The sequence below is a fragment of the Maribacter sedimenticola genome (genome assembly GCF_900188415.1).
Classification (GTDB): domain Bacteria; phylum Bacteroidota; class Bacteroidia; order Flavobacteriales; family Flavobacteriaceae; genus Maribacter; species Maribacter sedimenticola.
In genome coordinates, this window is sequence record NZ_FZNV01000004.1 from 59,133 (window position 1) to 77,207 (window position 18,075).

Sequence of the window (18,075 nt, forward strand, 5' to 3'; positions counted from 1 at the left end):
AACAATTCCGTCCTAATATATTTGCCAAAATTATTATTTATAATTAGTCTAAATAAAATCAATGAGCAAACTATACATATTACTCGGTATTATATTCATAACGCATAGTGCATATGGACAATCATCAAAAATTACTGGAACCATTACGGATATCAATCAAACACCCTTATTTGGTGTCAATGTTCTGGTACAAAATAGCACTTTGGGTACGCAAACGGATGAAAACGGAAATTTTAGCATTCAACCTACATCCAACGAAAAAATCACCCTGCAATTTTCATATTTAGGTTTTAAAAGCAAAGAAATAAAGCTAGACTCCAACAGTAATCAACACATAGACTTGGGCAACATTATCCTCTATGAAGGAAATGAAATTTTGAACGAAGTAATCGTTGAAGGAGAACGACTAAATAAATTTTCTCGAAAAAAGACTGCATACGTATCCAAGTTACCTCTAAAGGATATAGAAAACACACAGGTATATAGCACAGTAACGACAGAACTTTTAAAATCCCAATTGGTCGTAAATTTTGACGATGCCCTTAATAACGCAACTGGGGTAGAAAGTCTATGGTCGTCCACGGGTCGTGGAGGTGACGGTGCAGGATATTATTCCCTAAGGGGATTTTCCGTACAGCCCCAACTGGTTAATGGCCTGCCAGGTCTAACGAATGGTACCATAAATCCGGCCAATATAGAACGGATAGAAGTTTTAAAAGGTCCATCTGCAACATTGTTCGGGAATGCTGTTAGTTCTTATGGAGGCTTGATCAATGTAGTTACCAAAAAACCTTATGTAGGTACCGGTGGTGAACTTACCTTTACTTCCGGAACGTATGGTCTTAATCAAATTATTGGTGATTTTAACACTGCTCTGAGCAAGAAGGACGACATCTACTTTAGAATCAATACGGCATATACTACGGAACAAAGCTTTCAGGATGCAGGTTTTAGAAAATCCTTTTTTGTGGCCCCATCACTTTCCTATAAGGTGAACAATAAGCTTTCATTCTCGTTTTATGGTGAAATAACACAGGCCGAACAGACCAACCCTACCTTTTTATTCTTGAACAGGGCGGCACCGTCCGTAGCCACAAATCTTGAAGAACTTGGGTATAACAATAAGCTATCGTTTACCAGTAATGACTTAAGTTTGGAAAATCCCACCCAGAATTATAGGGTTGAAATGGATTATAAACTTTCAGACACATGGCAATCCCAAAGTTTACTGTCCAATAGCTCTACTTCTACCACAGGGTATTATACCTATCTTTATGATTACGGCATTTTAGAAGGAAATACCTTTTCCCGTTACTTGAACAAGCAAAACGCCAATACACAGACTACTGACATTCAACAGAATTTTATTGGCGATTTTAAGATAGCCTCTCTTCGTAATAGAATGGTCATAGGTGTGGATTATTTTAACCAGACCCAAACGGATAATAGTACGGGTTATGGGTTTTATGGCAACGTTATGCCAAATGGCGGTTTTAATGGTGATAATCCATTCACGCCTGAGGTAGAGACAGATGCATACCCCCTTTCAACATCTGGCGTAGATGCCGTATTGGCTGCACAAGGGGTAAATAACATTAAGTCCAAGTTTCATATCTATAGCCTTTATGCTTCAGATGTTCTGAATTTAACCGACAATCTATCCGCAATGATCGGTTTACGATTAGACCATTTTGACAACGAAGGTAACCTCTCTAACGAAGAGGATGATTATACTCAAACCACAATCTCCCCAAAATTTGGTCTATTATACCAACCTATAAAGGATCGTTTGACTGTTTTTGGCAACTATCAAAATGGATTTACCAATGTTGCCCCCGTATTGGTTGGCGACCCCAATGATGGACAGCAGACACTAAAGACCTTTGACCCGGAGCAGGCCAATCAATTGGAGTTCGGCGTAAAGACCAATATGTTCAATGGCAGATTAAATGCAACGGTAAGTTATTATGATATAACGGTGAAGGACCGCGTAATAACCGACCCAGCTTCTCCTTTCAATAAAATTCAAGGCGGAGAAGTGGTGAGCAAAGGCATAGAAATTGAATTGAACGCAAATCCCCTAAAGGGATTGAACATAAGGGCCGGATATAGCAATAACGATAGTGAGACCACGGTCTCTGACAATACTGAAATTTTAAACAGAAGACCCTTGGAGGCAGGCCCGGAAACTTTATACAACCTTTGGGCCAATTATGAATTCCAATCAGGCCAATTTGATGGTTTTGGCCTAGGTTTTGGTTTAAATGGATCAAGTGAGCGTTTTGCAATTAATTATGCATCTACCGGTGAATTCATTTTGCCCAGCTACACCATTGCCAATGCATCCATCTTCTATCAAGCCAACAACTACAGGCTGGGGGTAAAATTGAACAACGCATTTAATAAGGAATATTATAAAGGATGGACAACTATTTCTCCACAGACACCTAGAGCATTACTGGCCAACCTTACCTATACCTTCTAAACGAAATGAATTTAACCAAGGGCAACTTTTATATAAAGTTGCCCTTTAATTTCTAAAGGAAATGACAATTAGAAAATTCATATTGCAACTACACAAAATTTTGGGTCTGGTCACGGGCGTTGTGGTTTTTATTGTGGCCATAACCGGTTGCTGTTGGTCATTTAGGGAAGAGATAGAAAGTTTTTATGATGGTTACAAAAAAGTAATGCCCCAAGAGCTTCCTATGCTTACCCCAAGCAAAGCTAGGGATATAGCCATGAAAGTATTGCCTGGACATCATGTACACGGTACCTTGTACCAACAAGCGGATGATGCCATAGAGGTTATTTTTTATGATCTTGAACCAGAATTTTATCAAAGTGTATTCCTTGATCCGTATACAGGAAAAGTTATAAAGGTTGTTGACCATTTTTCCGGTTTTTTTGCCTTTATCCTTGATGGCCATATGCACCTTTGGTTACCTAAAAAAATAGGCGCTCAAGTAGTAGGTATTTCTATACTGGTCTTTATGGTAATAATCATCTCCGGAATATTCCTGTGGCTTCCCAAAAAACGAAAAAACCTAAAACAGCGATTAACGTTCGATTGGAAACAAACCACCCGATGGAAACGTAAGAACTTTGACTTACATACCGTTATTGGGTTTTATATATGTTCACTGGCCCTACTACTTGCATTTACAGGTACCATAATGTCCTATACATGGTTTCATTATGCAGTATATAAGTCAATTGGCGGACAAAAAGATGTGGAGTTCATTATTCCTGCCAATAAAAGTAACGGCCAAGAATTGGGCAACATATTGCCAATGGATGCACTGGTTACCAAATTAAGGCAAGAATCCCCAGATGCCAAAAGTATAGAACTGCACTATCCTGCTACGGAAAATGAAAGTATTTATGTTGAAATTTCTAATAGTGACGGTTTGTATTATAATGCCGACTATAGATTTTTTGACCAGCACACATTGGAAGAAATTGAAACTCCAAGCCTGTATGGAAAATATGAAAACGCCAAGGCCGCGGACAAATTACTTAGGATGAACTATGATATACATATAGGTGCCATAGGCGGACTTGCAGGAAAAACAATCGCATTTTTGATAAGCCTGTTAACGGCAACATTACCCGTAACGGGTGCATTCTTATGGTATGGCAGGCATTATAAAAAAAGGTCAACAAATACATAATGGTTTACATCAAATCACTTCATTGTTCCATAAAAAATCCAAACAATGGTAAGATGTAAGTTTATTAACACATTTATCTTTGCAATAAGGTCATTCAAAGAGTCTTATAGGGGTATTTAATTCGCACTCAAAATCGTACTTTTGCAACTTTGCTATGAATACATGATTGAATACGAAGAAAATATAGAGGTCAAGGGCGCACGTGTGCACAACCTTAAAAATATAGATGTTACCATACCCAGAAATAAGCTTGTAGTCATAACGGGGCTATCTGGCAGTGGAAAATCTTCCCTAGCTTTTGATACCATTTATGCCGAAGGACAACGACGGTACATAGAAACGTTCTCGGCTTATGCCAGACAATTTTTAGGAGGTCTTGAACGACCGGATGTAGATAAGATAGACGGTTTATCGCCGGTTATCGCCATTGAACAAAAAACCACTTCCAAATCTCCAAGATCAACCGTAGGTACTATTACGGAAGTTTATGATTTCTTACGCTTACTTTTTGCACGTGCCGCAGATGCGCATAGTTATAATACGGGCGAAAAAATGGTAAGTTATAGTGATGAGCAGATCAAGAATCTAATTATTGCATCCTATGCCGATAAGAAAATCAATATTTTGGCACCTATAATTAAATCCAGAAAAGGACACTATAGGGAACTATTTGAGCAAATTGCCAAACAGGGCTTTGTAAAAGTAAGGGTAGACGGGGAAATCAAGGACCTGGTCAAAGGCATGAAGGTTGACCGTTACAAAACACATGATATTGAAATAGTAATTGACCGCTTAAAGGTCGTTGAAAGTGAAGACTTTCATAAACGTCTTTCCGAAACCATCAATACCGCAATGTACAGTGGTAACAATGTATTAATGGTCTTGGAAGAAGGTACAGAGGTTCCAAGGTATTTTAGCAGGGACTTAATGTGCCCAACCACCGGCATCTCCTACCCTACACCAGAACCAAATACTTTTTCCTTCAATTCCCCAAAAGGCATGTGTCCCTACTGCAGTGGTCTTGGACATGTATATGAGGTCAATGAAAAGAAGATTTTTCCCAACAAGAAATTATCCATAAAGGCGGGAGGAATTGCTCCACTAGGAGAATTTAAAAAATCATGGGCCTTCAAACAGATAGAAACTATTGCCCAACGGTACAACTTTGAACTGACCGATGCAATTGCGGACATACCAAACGAGGCGATTGATGTCCTTTTGAACGGAGGCAAGGAAAGTTTTGAGGTAGATTCCAAAACCTTGGGGGTTAAAAGAACATACAAAATTGATTATGAAGGAATATCCAACTTCATAAAAAATCAATTTGAAGAAGCAGCATCAACTTCCATTAAACGCTGGGCCAAGGATTATATGGATAAAATAACCTGTCCGTCCTGCAATGGTTTTAGACTTAAAAAGGAGTCGCTTTATTTTAAATTGGAAGGTAAGAACATAGCGGAGTTGGCCAATTTGGATATAGTGGAGTTATCGGCATTCTTTTTAGGGTTGAACCAAAAACTAGAGGGCAACCAACAGAAGATAGCAGAGGAAATTATTAAGGAAATCAATACGCGAATACAGTTTTTATTGGATGTAGGGTTGGATTATTTATCCTTGAACCGTAGTTCCAAATCGCTTTCCGGTGGTGAGGCACAACGCATTAGGTTGGCTACCCAGATTGGTTCCCAATTAGTAGGTGTGCTTTATATATTGGATGAACCAAGTATTGGTCTGCACCAAAGGGACAATGAACGTTTGATTAAATCCTTGGAGTCTCTAAGGGATATTGGAAACTCAGTAATCGTGGTGGAACATGACCGAGATATGATAGAACGGGCGGACCATGTGATAGACATTGGTCCAAAGGCCGGTAAAAATGGTGGAGAGATTATTTCACAAGGTACACCAGAGCAGCTTAAACATGTACATACATTGACTGCGGATTATATGACCGGTGTCAAGGAAATAAAGGTCCCTAAAAAAAGAAGGCCAGGAAATGGCAATGAAATAGTACTGTCCGGCTGCACGGGCAACAATTTAAAAAATATTACGGTCAAGTTTCCATTAGGAAAAATGATAGGCGTAACCGGTGTTTCCGGAAGTGGTAAATCTACTTTGATCAACGAGACGCTTTACCCGATAATGAACGCCCATTATTTTAATGGCGTAAAAAAACCAATGCCTTACAAGAAAATTACCGGACTGGAGCATATAGACAAGGTAATAGATATTAACCAATCGCCGATCGGCAGGACACCAAGATCAAACCCGGCAACATACACGGGAGTTTTTAGTGAAATAAGGTCCTTATTTGCAAAAACCACAGAAGCCTCCATAAGGGGATATAAACCCGGCAGGTTTAGTTTTAATGTTAAAGGTGGTCGTTGTGAAACCTGTCAAGGAGGTGGACTTCGGGTAATAGAAATGAATTTTTTACCTGATGTTTACGTAGAGTGTGAAACGTGTAACGGCAAACGTTTTAACAGGGAAACTTTGGAAATTAGGTATAAAGGTAAATCTATAAGCGATGTACTGGAAATGACGATCAATGAAGCGGTAGATTTTTTTAAACCTATTCCTAAAATATATCGTAAGTTGAAGACCATACAAGATGTTGGACTAGGTTACATATCTTTGGGACAACAGTCTACCACCTTGTCGGGAGGTGAGGCCCAACGTATAAAATTGGCAACCGAACTATCTAAGCGAGATACGGGAAACACCTTTTATATATTGGACGAGCCCACCACAGGCCTACATTTTGAGGACATACGTGTATTAATGGATGTGCTGAACAAGTTAGCCGATAAAGGAAATACCGTATTGGTCATAGAACACAATATGGATGTAATTAAAATGGTAGATTACATTATTGATATTGGGTATGAAGGAGGGCGTTCCGGTGGGCAATTGGTTGCAAAAGGAACTCCAGAAGAAGTGGCAAAGAATAAGAAAAGCTATACAGCTACGTTCTTAAAAAGAGAATTGGCATAAGTTCAATTTAAATAAAAGGTAAGAATACATAAATATATATGAGATCAGAGAAACATCACAAAGGCTGGAATGAAATTAAGACAAATGACTCTTGGGCCATTTTTAAGATTATGGGCGAATTTGTCAACGGTTTTGAACGCATGAGTAAAATTGGGCCTTGTGTATCTATATTTGGATCGGCAAGAACCAAGGAAGAAGACCCATATTATGAATTGGCGGTATCTATTGCAAAATCAATAGCAGAAGCAGGTTATGGAGTTATAACAGGCGGTGGCCCAGGAATTATGGAGGCTGGTAACAAAGGCGCCAGCCTTGCGGGTGGCACCTCTGTAGGTCTAAATATAGATTTACCATTTGAACAGCATGACAATCCGTATATAGATGGCGATAAAAGTCTTGACTTTGATTATTTCTTCGTTAGAAAAGTAATGTTCGTGAAATATTCACAAGGTTTTGTGGTTATGCCAGGCGGCTTTGGTACGTTAGATGAACTCTTTGAGGCAATAACCTTAATACAGACCCATAAGATTGGCAAATTTCCAATTATTTTGGTAGGGAGCGATTTTTGGACAGGTTTAATGGATTGGGTAAAGAACACCATGCTGAAGGTAGGTAATATTAGTCCAGAGGATTTAAACTTGATAAAAATTGTTGATACTGAAGATGAAGTTGTAGAAATTATCGATTCTTTCTATAAAGGTCATTCTATGAGTCCTAATTTTTAATCCTAGCCTTGGCCTCTAAATTCAAATCTTTTTTTTATATCGTTGTTGTCCTTATGCTTATTATGGGCATAAAGGGTCATGCACAATATGAGACAAGTCTAACGGTAAACTTGAACGAGTATACCAAAGAACTGGAAATCAAACAAGAATTTACCTATTATAACAATTCCAATTATAATTTGGGAGTACTCTATTTTAACGATTGGGCCAATGCCTATTCGGATAAAAATACGGGGCTTGCTAAAAGATTTGCTCAGGAATTCAAAAAATCCCTACATCTAGCCAAAGCTGACGAAAGAGGAATTACTACTATAGTCAGCGTTGTAGATGATGCCTATAATGGGTTACAATGGGGCCGTACCGAAGGTAAGGATATCTTGAAAGTTACCCTGAACAAAATGTTACCGCCTAAGGAAACGACCAAAATTTTTATAACCTATAAAGTTAAATTACCTCCCAATAAATTTACACCTTATGGTTATGACCCTAAAGGTGGATATTATTTAAAGGATTGGTATTTGACCCCTGCGGTATATGATGGCAAATGGGCTTTATACTCCAATAAAAATCTTGAGGACCTCCATACCAATGTCACCAATACGGTAATTGATTTTAAATTTCCCGATAGTCTTTACTTGGCTTCAAATTTTAACGTTACCTCATCTTCTTCCTTTCCCAATGGACAATTTGCCCAACTACGGGGAAACTTGCAGAGAGGCGGTGAAATTATATTGAAGACCAATGATGAGTTTATCACCCATACCACGCCGTACATGACATTTTTGACCAATATCAAGGCTCCAAGATATAGCCCAATTGGTCAAGGTTTGTCTATCAATAAAGTAGCGGATTTTATCTACAACAACCTTGGGGAATATCCGCACGAAAAGGTTTTGGTTAGTGAGCTGGATTATAATAAGGACCCTTTGTATGGTCTAAACCAGCTTCCATCGTTCATAAGACCATATGAAGAGCAATTTCAGTTTGAAATGAAGTTCCTTAAAACTGCCCTGAACAGTATATTAAAGGAAACCATGTTCTTAAATCCAAGAAAGGAGCAATGGTTGAACAGTGCCATAGCAAATTATCTAATGATTGCCTATGTGGAGCAATACTACCCTGATCAAAAACTGTTGGGTAAATTATCCAGAATTTGGGGTGTTAGAAGTTTTGAGTTGGCCAAAATGGATTTTAATGATCAATATGCCTTTTTATATAACTTAACTGCACGCAAGAATTTAGATCAAGCTTTACAGACACCAAACGACTCTTTGATCAAGTTCAACCAAAAAATTGCGAATAAATATAAGGCAGGACTGGGATTGGCCTATTTGGCAGACTATATAGGAAAGGAAAAGGTAGATGAGAGCATTAAGACCTTTTATAAGTATTATAAATTAAATACGGTTAAGGTCCTTGATTTTGAATCTATTTTAAAACGTTCCACCACACAGGATATCAATTGGTTTTTTAAGGATTATGTATCTACGGATAGGAAGATAGATTTCAAAATAAAGAAAGTCAAAAAAACTGAAGATTCCCTTTTGGTGACGATCAAAAACAAGGAAGGTACCAATGTTCCTATATCAGTATTTGGCTTAAAGAACGATTCTGTAATATCTGAATATTGGTTCAGTGATATTGCGTTGGAAAAAACGTTTACCATAGCCAACAATCAAGAGGATAAATTGGTTCTTAACTATGATCAAAAAATACCGGAATTTAACCAAAGGGATAACTGGAAATCCTTAAAAGGTTTCCTTTCAAGTAACAAAAAATTGAAATTTACTTTTTTTAAGGATGCTGAAAACCCGTATTTTAATCAGGTTTTTTATGTTCCGGTCTTAAATTTCAACGTGTATGACGGTTGGGTACCCGGCATGCGCCTTTACAACAAAACCTTGTTGGAAAGACCATTTGTCTATGATTTTTCCCCCTCCTACTCGTTTAAGGAAAAAGCCTTTGTAGGATATGGCAAATTCAGTTATAGAAAATACTTGAGCAAGAGTGGTCTCTATGTGGCCAACTACGCCATTGGCGCATCAACATCGCATTTTAATGTAAATTCCAGATATACCTCCATAACACCCTCTTTTAGTTTAGGTTTTAGGCCTGCGGATTTAATTAGTAATAAAAGGGAATTTTTATCTTTTAGGTATGTCAATATCTTAAGGGATTTTGACCCTTCATTACAAAATTTGGCCAATGACCCGGACAATCCGGATTATAGTGTCTTCAATGCGCGATATATAAACAGGAACAATGGTATTTTGGATTATAATTCCTGGTTCGTGGATTTTCAATTGGCAGGAAACTTTAGCAAACTTTCCTTTGAATACGAGTATCGTAAATTATTTGAGAACAATAGACAGCTCAACCTTAGGTTCTTTGCAGGTAAATTTCTGAGTAATAGGACACAGACAGATTTTTTTAGTTTTGCCCTGGATAGACCTACGGATTATTTGTTTGACTACGGCTATTTAGGAAGGTCTGAAGATTCAGGTATTTATAGCCAACAGATTATTATTGCCGAAGGCGGATTCAAATCCTTTTTGGATAAGGAATATCGGTTTTCAAATAATTGGATGGCCACGGTGAACGGAAGCTTTAACCTTTGGAAATGGATTGAGTTGTATGGGGATGCAGGCTTGGTAAAAAATAATGGGTTTAGTGAAAAGTTTGTGTATGATTCCGGTGTACGTTTAAACCTGGTTACGGATTATTTTGAACTGTACCTTCCTTTATATTCCAACAACGGTTGGGAAGTCTCCCAGCCCAATTACGGAGAAAAGATACGGTTCATTATTACCGTTAGTCCCAAAACCCTAACTGGGTTATTTACAAGAAAATGGTTTTAAACTATCAAATTTTAATTCAGAACCTTCTTTTTTGTTATTAAATTAAAAATTATACAGATTTCCACCTTTTTTGTTGACAAATATGGAATAAATTAACTAGCAACGACGTTGCTATAATCTACATGAATTGGTAGTTTTGTAAAAATCGGTAACACACATGGACGTTTCATCAAAAACAAGCAATGATATTTCTTTTGACGACTTTAAGGAGCAGATCATAAGTGATTATGAAATTGCTTTTTTAAGTAGGACCTGTAGTCTTTTGGGCAGAAAGGAAGTGCTTACCGGCAAAGCCAAATTCGGAATTTTCGGTGATGGTAAGGAACTGCCCCAATTGGCCATGGCCAGATCCTTCAAAAATGGGGATTTCAGAAGTGGATACTACAGGGACCAAACATTTATGATGGCTTTGGGCCTATTGAACCCAAAGCACTTTTTCCATGCGCTTTATGCTACAACGGATATAGAAAAAGAACCAATGAGCGCCGGTAGACAAATGGGCGGTCATTATCTCACCCATAGTCTTAATGCAGATGGCAGCTGGAAAGACCTTACCAAACAAAAGAATAGTAGTGCAGACATATCGTGTACGGCAGGACAAATGCCCAGATTATTAGGATTGGCACAGGCATCTAAGGTATATAGAAATTTAGATGGATTGGATAGTGCCAAATTTTCCAACAACGGAAATGAAATAGCTTGGGGTACTATTGGCAATGCCAGTACTAGTGAAGGTATGTTCTTTGAAACCATTAATGCGGCCGGGGTGCTACAAGTACCTATGGTCATTAGCATATGGGACGACGAATATGGCATATCCGTACCGGCCAAATACCACACCACCAAAGAGGATATTTCAAAAGTCCTTTCAGGTTTTCAACGCACAGATACCGATAAGGGATTTGAGATATTCAAGGTCAATGGTTGGGATTATACCGCATTAATGCATGCCTATGAAAATGCTGCGGATATTGCACGTCAAGAACATGTACCCGTATTAATCCATGTAAAGGAACTTACGCAACCACAAGGTCACTCCACCTCTGGTTCCCATGAACGATACAAGGATAACGCCAGATTGGAATGGGAGCGGGACAATGACTGTAACAAACGTTTTAAGGAATGGATATTGGAGTCTGGCATAGCAACCGTAGAGGAGCTGGAGACTATAGAAAAAAGAATAAAACGAACGGTCAGGGAAGCAAAAAAAGAAGCATGGAGCGAGTATCTACAAGGTCTACTCAATGCTAAAAAAAGTTTGATTCACTTAATTGACCAAGCGGCCTCAAAAAGTGCGAACAAGAATTTTTTAAATAAAATTAAGAATGACCTGATAGCCGTAGAGGAACCTATCAAAAAAGATTTGGCCATTGCCGCCCGTAAGTCATTACGGTATCTATTAGGCGAACAAACTGCTGAAAAAAATGCGTTGAATACATGGACTACAAAGTTCCTAAATGATGCCCAACACGTTTACAGCGCACATCTTTATAATGAAAATGAAAACAAGGCTTCAAATATAAAAGCCATACCGCCTACCTATAAAAATGAAAACGAACAGGTTGATGGCCGTGTCATTTTAAGGGACAATTTTGATAAATTGTTTGAAAAATACCCAAATACTTTAATTTTTGGTGAAGATACCGGTGCCATTGGTGATGTCAACCAAGGATTGGAAGGCATGCAGGAGAAATATGGCAAAATTAGGGTAGCGGATACAGGAATACGAGAAACTACTATAATTGGCCAAGGTATAGGTATGGCATTAAGAGGCCTAAGGCCCATTGCCGAAATTCAATATCTGGACTATATCTTCTACGCGCTCCCAACGTTAACAGATGATTTGGCGTCATTGCTTTACCGTACCGCCGGTAAGCAAAAAGCTCCGTTGATCATTAGGACCAGAGGGCATAGACTTGAAGGTATTTGGCATTCTGGTTCCGAAATGGGAGGATTGATCCACTTGCTGAGGGGAATTTATATTTTGGCACCAAGGAATATGACCCAAGCGGCAGGGTTTTACAATACACTACTTAAAAGCGATGAACCTGCTTTGGTAATTGAAAGTTTAAACGGATATCGACTAAAGGAACCTAAACCGAGTAATCTTGGAGAATTCTGTACACCTATTGGTAAAGTAGAGACCATTAGGGAAGGTAATGATGTTACTATTGTCTCCTATGGATCAACCTTAAGAATTGTTGAAAAAGCGGCAAAAGAGCTTCTTGAAGTTGGTATTGATGTGGAAATCATTGACGCGCAGTCCTTACTACCTTTTGATATTGAAAAAGATGTACTTAAAAGTATCAAAAAAACGAACAGGATATTGGTTGTAGATGAAGATGTACCGGGTGGCTGTTCTGCGTATCTAATGAATGAGATTATAGAAAAGCAAGGGGCTTTTAATTATTTGGACAGTGCACCCCAAACGCTGAGCGCCATGGCCCACAGACCCGCATACGGTACCGATGGTGATTATTTTTCAAAACCAAATAGGGAAGATATATTTGAAAAGGTATATGCTATTATGCACGAGGCAAATCCCAAGGGTTTTCCTAAATTGAGATAAGTATTCCTTTAAAATAAAAAGAGCGCCCATCAATACTTGATGGGCGCTCTTTTTAAAAATTACTAAAATCAATTTTTAATATCGGTTTTGGTCGTTTTTACCGCAGGCATTTTTGGGTTACCATCCGCATCAATTTCAATAATAGCATCAAAACCAAGGGCATCTAAATTTTCGGCTATTTTTGCCCTATCCCCTACCATGAACCAATTTACTTTTTCAGGGTGTACAACTTTTTTGCTAACATCCCTTACTTCTGCCAAGGAAAGGTTACGAACATTACTGTCATAGGTTTGATAATAATCGTCCGCTAAATCATACTTTACAATATTGACAATAGATTGGTTTACCGCACTGTTGGTTTCCCATTGCCCTGGTAAACTTAAAATTTGATTGGTCTTTACTTTGTCCAGTTCCTCCTGGGTTACCGGCCTGGTTGAAATAAATTCTGATATTTCCTTTCTAAGTTCAGTAACCGATTCTGCAGACTTGTCCGTTTGCACGGGTGCGTACATAATGAACGGTCTTTCTGCCTTAGCGCCCATTACAAATCCACTTGCTCCATAAGCCCAATGTTTATCTTCCCTAAGGTTCATGTTTATTCTAGATGTAAAATCGCCCCCAAGAATACTCACCATTTGTTCCAGTGCAATTTGTGATACATCCCCATATTTTTCGGTCAAATGCCCGGCCAGGATTACGGACTGTTCTGATTCTGGTCTATCCATGAGATATAAGGTGTTCTTAGAATTTACCTTTGGTGTAGCAAAGTTTATGGTGGGCACATCTGCCTTTTTCCATTTACCCAATGCTTTTTCCAACTTAGATTTTAAATCTTTCATCTCCACATCTCCCGTAACTACCAATGTTGCGTTGTTAGGCCTGATCCAGGTAGTATAAAATGACTCTATATCACTCTTGGTCAACTTATTAACCGTTTCCACATAACCCGTTCCCGTATATGGATTACTGTACGGATGACCTTCACCATATAAATATTTGTTCATTACCCTTAATGCCATGGAAATTGGTTGCGATTTTTCTTGGTTTATTGTGTTGATTTGTTCCTCTTTAAGTCTTTCAAATTCCTTTTCCGGAAAGGCAGGGTTCAAAATTACATCCGCAAATAAATCTATACTGGCGTTAAGACTTGGTTTCAACGTATTTAAATAGACATTGGAATTATCCTGACTTGAATAACTATATAAACTTGCGCCCAACAATTGTAGGCGTTCATTAATTTCCAATGAATTCAATTCCTTTGTTCCCTCATCCAATAGATTCATGGCCAATTCCGCTGTACCCGGACTGGACAGATAATCGGTCTTATAACCGGCATCGAACATAAGGTTCATGACTACGGTAGGAACACCGGTCCTTTTTGCCAATACAATGTTTAATCCATTAGACAATTTATCTCTTTGCAATTCTGGAAATACCGAACTTTTTGCTTCGCCTACCTCTGGCAATTTACTACGATCCACCGTACTTTCAGTAACCGTATATTCTGGAAATGGCTTGCACAATAATACATGTTTACCTTTGGTCAACCATTTTTTAGCGGTTGCCTGTACATCTGCCGTTGTGGCCTCTTCCACATATTTCAAGACCGTTTTATAGTATCCTGCGTCACCGAAGTAGGTCTGGTTGGAGGCAAGAATATCTGACACGCCACCAAAACCACCAATCCGCTCAAGCCCTTTGATAAAATTTGCAAAATAGGATGCTTTTACCCTCTTCAATTCCTTTTCCGTAGGACCTTCAGCAATGAGTCTGGCCAATTCCTCTTCCATGATTTCCTGAACCCGCTTTTCATCGCCCCCAGGTTTTACATTGGCCCAGGTTACAAAATTACTGGCAATTTCACTAGAGGATTGAAAAGACACAACAGAACTTGCTAATTGTTCGTCATATACCAAACGTTTAAAAAGTCTGGAATTTTTACCGCTGGTCAAAATGGCCGAAATCAAATCAAAATGGATATCCTCTTTATTCCCAAATTCAGGTGTGTTCCAAGTAAGTAATATACGTGCTTCTGGCACCCTGTCTTCATAGACTTGATACGAATCGGTAGATTTTACGGGAATATTGACCTCTTGCCTCATAATCGTTGGTCCGGCGGGTATATCCCCAAAATAACTCAACACTTTCTTATAGACCTCTTGTGGCTCCACATCCCCTGCAATTGCAATAACCGCATTGGCGGCACCATAATAAGCCTTAAACCATTCCTGTACATCTTCTAAGGAAGCTGCGTTCAAATCCTCCATTTCTCCAATAACGGTCCACGAATAAGGATGACCTTTAGGATATAGCGCTTTGGTCAGCAATTCCCACTGTTTGCCATAAGGCTGGTTCTCTCCTTGCCGCTTTTCATTTTGGACGACCCCACGTTGTTCGTCCAGTTTTGCTTGGTCAATAGCCCCTAACAAATGCCCCATACGATCAGATTCCAAAAACAGCACTTGATCAAGTGCCGATGTAGGTACATTTTGAAAATAGTTTGTGCGATCAGAATTTGTAGTACCGTTCAAGTCCGTACCACCAATACGTTCCAATGCTTGAAAATAGTCATCGTTGAAATTTTCACTACCATTGAACATGAGGTGTTCAAATAAATGAGCAAAGCCACTCTTGCCCAGTTTTTCATTTTTGGACCCTACATGATACCAGACATTAACCGCAGCAATAGGTGCCTTATGGTCTTCATGCACCAAAAGCGTCAATCCATTGGGCAAAACAAAGCGTTCATATTTTAGGTCGATTTGGTCTGTTGTGAACTGAAAATCCTGTGCAACGTTCTTACCTGCTATAAAAACCACAAGGGAAATACATAAAATAAATTTTTTCATGATGAATGTTTTTTTGATTATCGTAAATATAATAGATTATGTTTGGATAGGACTATGAATATCTTTCATTAAATTTCTAATTATCAAGAGCATACTTCAAAAAACCTAATCTACTTTTGAATGAACACTAAAGAGATAAGATCTGTATTACGACATGAATATGAAATTAAAGAACCTTCTATTATACCTTTAGAAGGATATGACAGTATAAATTTTAAGATTATTGCCAGTGGCCATGTGTATGTATTAAAGGTATACGAAAACCAATCTCAGAACGTACATTCAATTAATGTGGAAAATGAAGTTTTATCATTATTGAATGAACAAGGAATAAAGAGTTCCAAACCTGTACCCACCCTAACTGGCAGTTTATTTTGTTGGACCGATAAATGGATTTATAGACTACTCACTTATTTGGACGGAAATTTCTTGGCCGAGTCTCACCACACTAAGGAACTATATAATTCATTTGGCACCATGTTGGCCAAACTTGACAATTGCTTAGCAACCTATGAACATCCACAAATAAAAGCGAAAGTAACGCAATGGGACCTTAAGCATTTTCAAAAGAATTGGAAATACTTAGAAGAAATTACAATAGCCAGACATAGAAGTTTGGTATATTATTATTGTGTGCAGTATAAGGAACATGTTATGCCTTTACAATATGAGTTAAGACAAAGCTGCATACATAACGATGCAAACGATTGGAATATATTGGTAAATAACGACCATATCTCCGGTATTATAGATTTTGGGGACATGTGCCATTCATGGCTGATCAATGAGCTGGTCATAGGTCTTACCTATATATTAATGAACAAAGAACATCCATTGCAAGTTGCCTCAACGGTAATAAAAGCATATCATAAAATTTTACCCTTAGAGGAAAGAGAAATTGATATAATATATTATTTAATTGCGGCTAGATTATGCACTAGCGTTCTAAATTCCGCTCATACAAAAAAACAAAAACCTGATTCTGCATACATTACCATAAGTGAAAAAGCTGCATGGAAGTTGCTGCACAAATGGATTACCATAAACCCTTTATTGGCGAAAAATGTTTTTAGGAATGCATGTGGTTTTGAAAAAAACAAAACAAAACCTTTACAAACTCAATTAGAAAGGCGAAAGAACAATTTAAGCGATGCTCTTTCTTTGAGCTACACAAAACCAATTCAAATGTATGGCGCTGCATTTCAGTATATGTATGATACAGATGGCAATACGTTTCTGGATGCGTACAACAATATCATTCAAGTAGGTCATTGTCACCCAGATGTGGTTAGGGCCGGACAACTGGCCATGGGAAAACTAAATACCAATACGCGCTATATCTACGACGAACTATTGTCCTATACGGACAAGCTATTGAACAAATTTCCACCAGAATTGAACAAAGTATTTTTGGTCAATTCAGGAAGTGCCGCATCTGATCTTGCCATACGCCTTGCAAAAACACATACCAAAAAGCATAAAACATTGGTATTGGAGCACGGGTATCATGGAAATACACAGAATGCTATTGAAATCAGTCACTATAAGTATCATCATAAGGGAGGAAACGGTAGACAGGAAAATGTTTTACAAACAATGCTTCCCAAACTCTTTAATGTCAAACTAGGAAATGATAAAAAAGCGGCAGCGTATTATATAGCAGATGCCATACAAATCATTAATGAAAATAAAGGTCAAATTGCCGCTTTTATTGCTGAACCAATTGTAGGTTGCGGAGGCCAGGTACCATTACCCCAATATTACTTGATGGAAGTATATAAAGGCATTAGACAACAAGGAGGGGTTTGCATAAGTGATGAAGTACAGGTAGGTTTTGGAAGGTTGGGCAAGTATTTTTGGGGATATCAAATGTATGACGTAATACCGGACATTGTTGTATTGGGAAAACCTATTGGCAACGGCCATCCCATGGCTGCCGTAGTGACCACAACTGAAATTGCCCAAAGTTTTGATAATGGTATGGAGTTTTTCAGTTCATTTGGCGGTAATCCGGTGTCATGTGCTATTGGCGAGGCGGTATTACATGTCTTGGATAATGAAGATTTGCCGGAAAATGCCCATAAAGTAGGGCAATATCTTAAAAATGGCCTAAAAAAATTAAAAGTCGAGTTTCCTGAACTGGCGGACATACGTGGGGAAGGGCTATTTTTAGGTGTAGAGCTTTTGGACCACAAAAACCTACCGAATACGGTTTTGGCAAAAAAAATTAAAAATGAACTACGGGAAAAACATATTCTTATAAGTACGGACGGGCCGTATGACAATGTATTGAAAATTAAGCCTCCCCTGTATTTTACTAAGGAAAACGCAAATTTGTTATTGAGTGAATTACGTATTATTTTAGAAAATCAAAAAAAAATCGATACTTTTAAGGTATATAATTAA

8 protein-coding genes are annotated in these 18,075 nt (G+C 38.3%); 7 read left to right on the top strand and 1 reads right to left on the bottom strand.

All coding sequences use genetic code 11. The features are described from left to right. Positions 1–61 precede the first annotated feature (61 nt). The 6 genes from CHB68_RS12860 to CHB68_RS12885 all read left to right on the top strand — a co-directional run bounded on the left by CHB68_RS12860 (position 62) and on the right by CHB68_RS12885 (position 12,820). Positions 62–2,485, top strand: a complete 2,424-nt coding sequence (locus CHB68_RS12860) for a TonB-dependent receptor (protein WP_089261322.1) — start codon at positions 62–64, stop codon at positions 2,483–2,485. Between the two features lie 61 nt (positions 2,486–2,546). After that, positions 2,547–3,674 carry a PepSY-associated TM helix domain-containing protein gene (locus CHB68_RS12865; protein ID WP_089261323.1) on the top strand — a complete coding sequence of 376 codons (1,128 nt, stop codon included), beginning with the start codon at positions 2,547–2,549 and terminating at the stop codon, positions 3,672–3,674. 162 nt (positions 3,675–3,836) lie between these two features. Next, positions 3,837–6,668, top strand: a complete 2,832-nt coding sequence (gene uvrA, locus CHB68_RS12870) for an excinuclease ABC subunit UvrA (RefSeq protein ID WP_089261324.1) — start codon at positions 3,837–3,839, stop codon at positions 6,666–6,668. 38 nt (positions 6,669–6,706) lie between these two features. Continuing rightward, positions 6,707–7,393 (top strand): LOG family protein, encoded by a 687-nt coding sequence (locus tag CHB68_RS12875; RefSeq protein ID WP_089261325.1) that lies wholly within the window; start codon positions 6,707–6,709, stop codon positions 7,391–7,393. A 53-nt stretch (positions 7,394–7,446) separates the two neighbouring features. Next, positions 7,447–10,251, top strand: coding sequence for a gluzincin family metallopeptidase (locus tag CHB68_RS12880; protein WP_089261326.1), 2,805 nt, complete (start codon positions 7,447–7,449; stop codon positions 10,249–10,251). Positions 10,252–10,408: 157 nt separating this feature from the next. Then, positions 10,409–12,820 (top strand): alpha-ketoacid dehydrogenase subunit alpha/beta, encoded by a 2,412-nt coding sequence (locus CHB68_RS12885; RefSeq protein WP_089261327.1) that lies wholly within the window; start codon positions 10,409–10,411, stop codon positions 12,818–12,820. A 68-nt stretch (positions 12,821–12,888) separates the two neighbouring features. Here CHB68_RS12885 and CHB68_RS12890 read toward each other — a convergent pair whose 3' ends face one another. Beyond that, positions 12,889–15,669 (bottom strand): M16 family metallopeptidase, encoded by a 2,781-nt coding sequence (locus CHB68_RS12890; protein WP_089261328.1) that lies wholly within the window; start codon positions 15,667–15,669, stop codon positions 12,889–12,891. A 120-nt stretch (positions 15,670–15,789) separates the two neighbouring features. Here CHB68_RS12890 and CHB68_RS12895 point away from each other — a divergent pair, with 120 nt between their 5' ends. After that, positions 15,790–18,075, top strand: coding sequence for an aminotransferase class III-fold pyridoxal phosphate-dependent enzyme (locus CHB68_RS12895; RefSeq protein ID WP_089261329.1), 2,286 nt, complete (start codon positions 15,790–15,792; stop codon positions 18,073–18,075).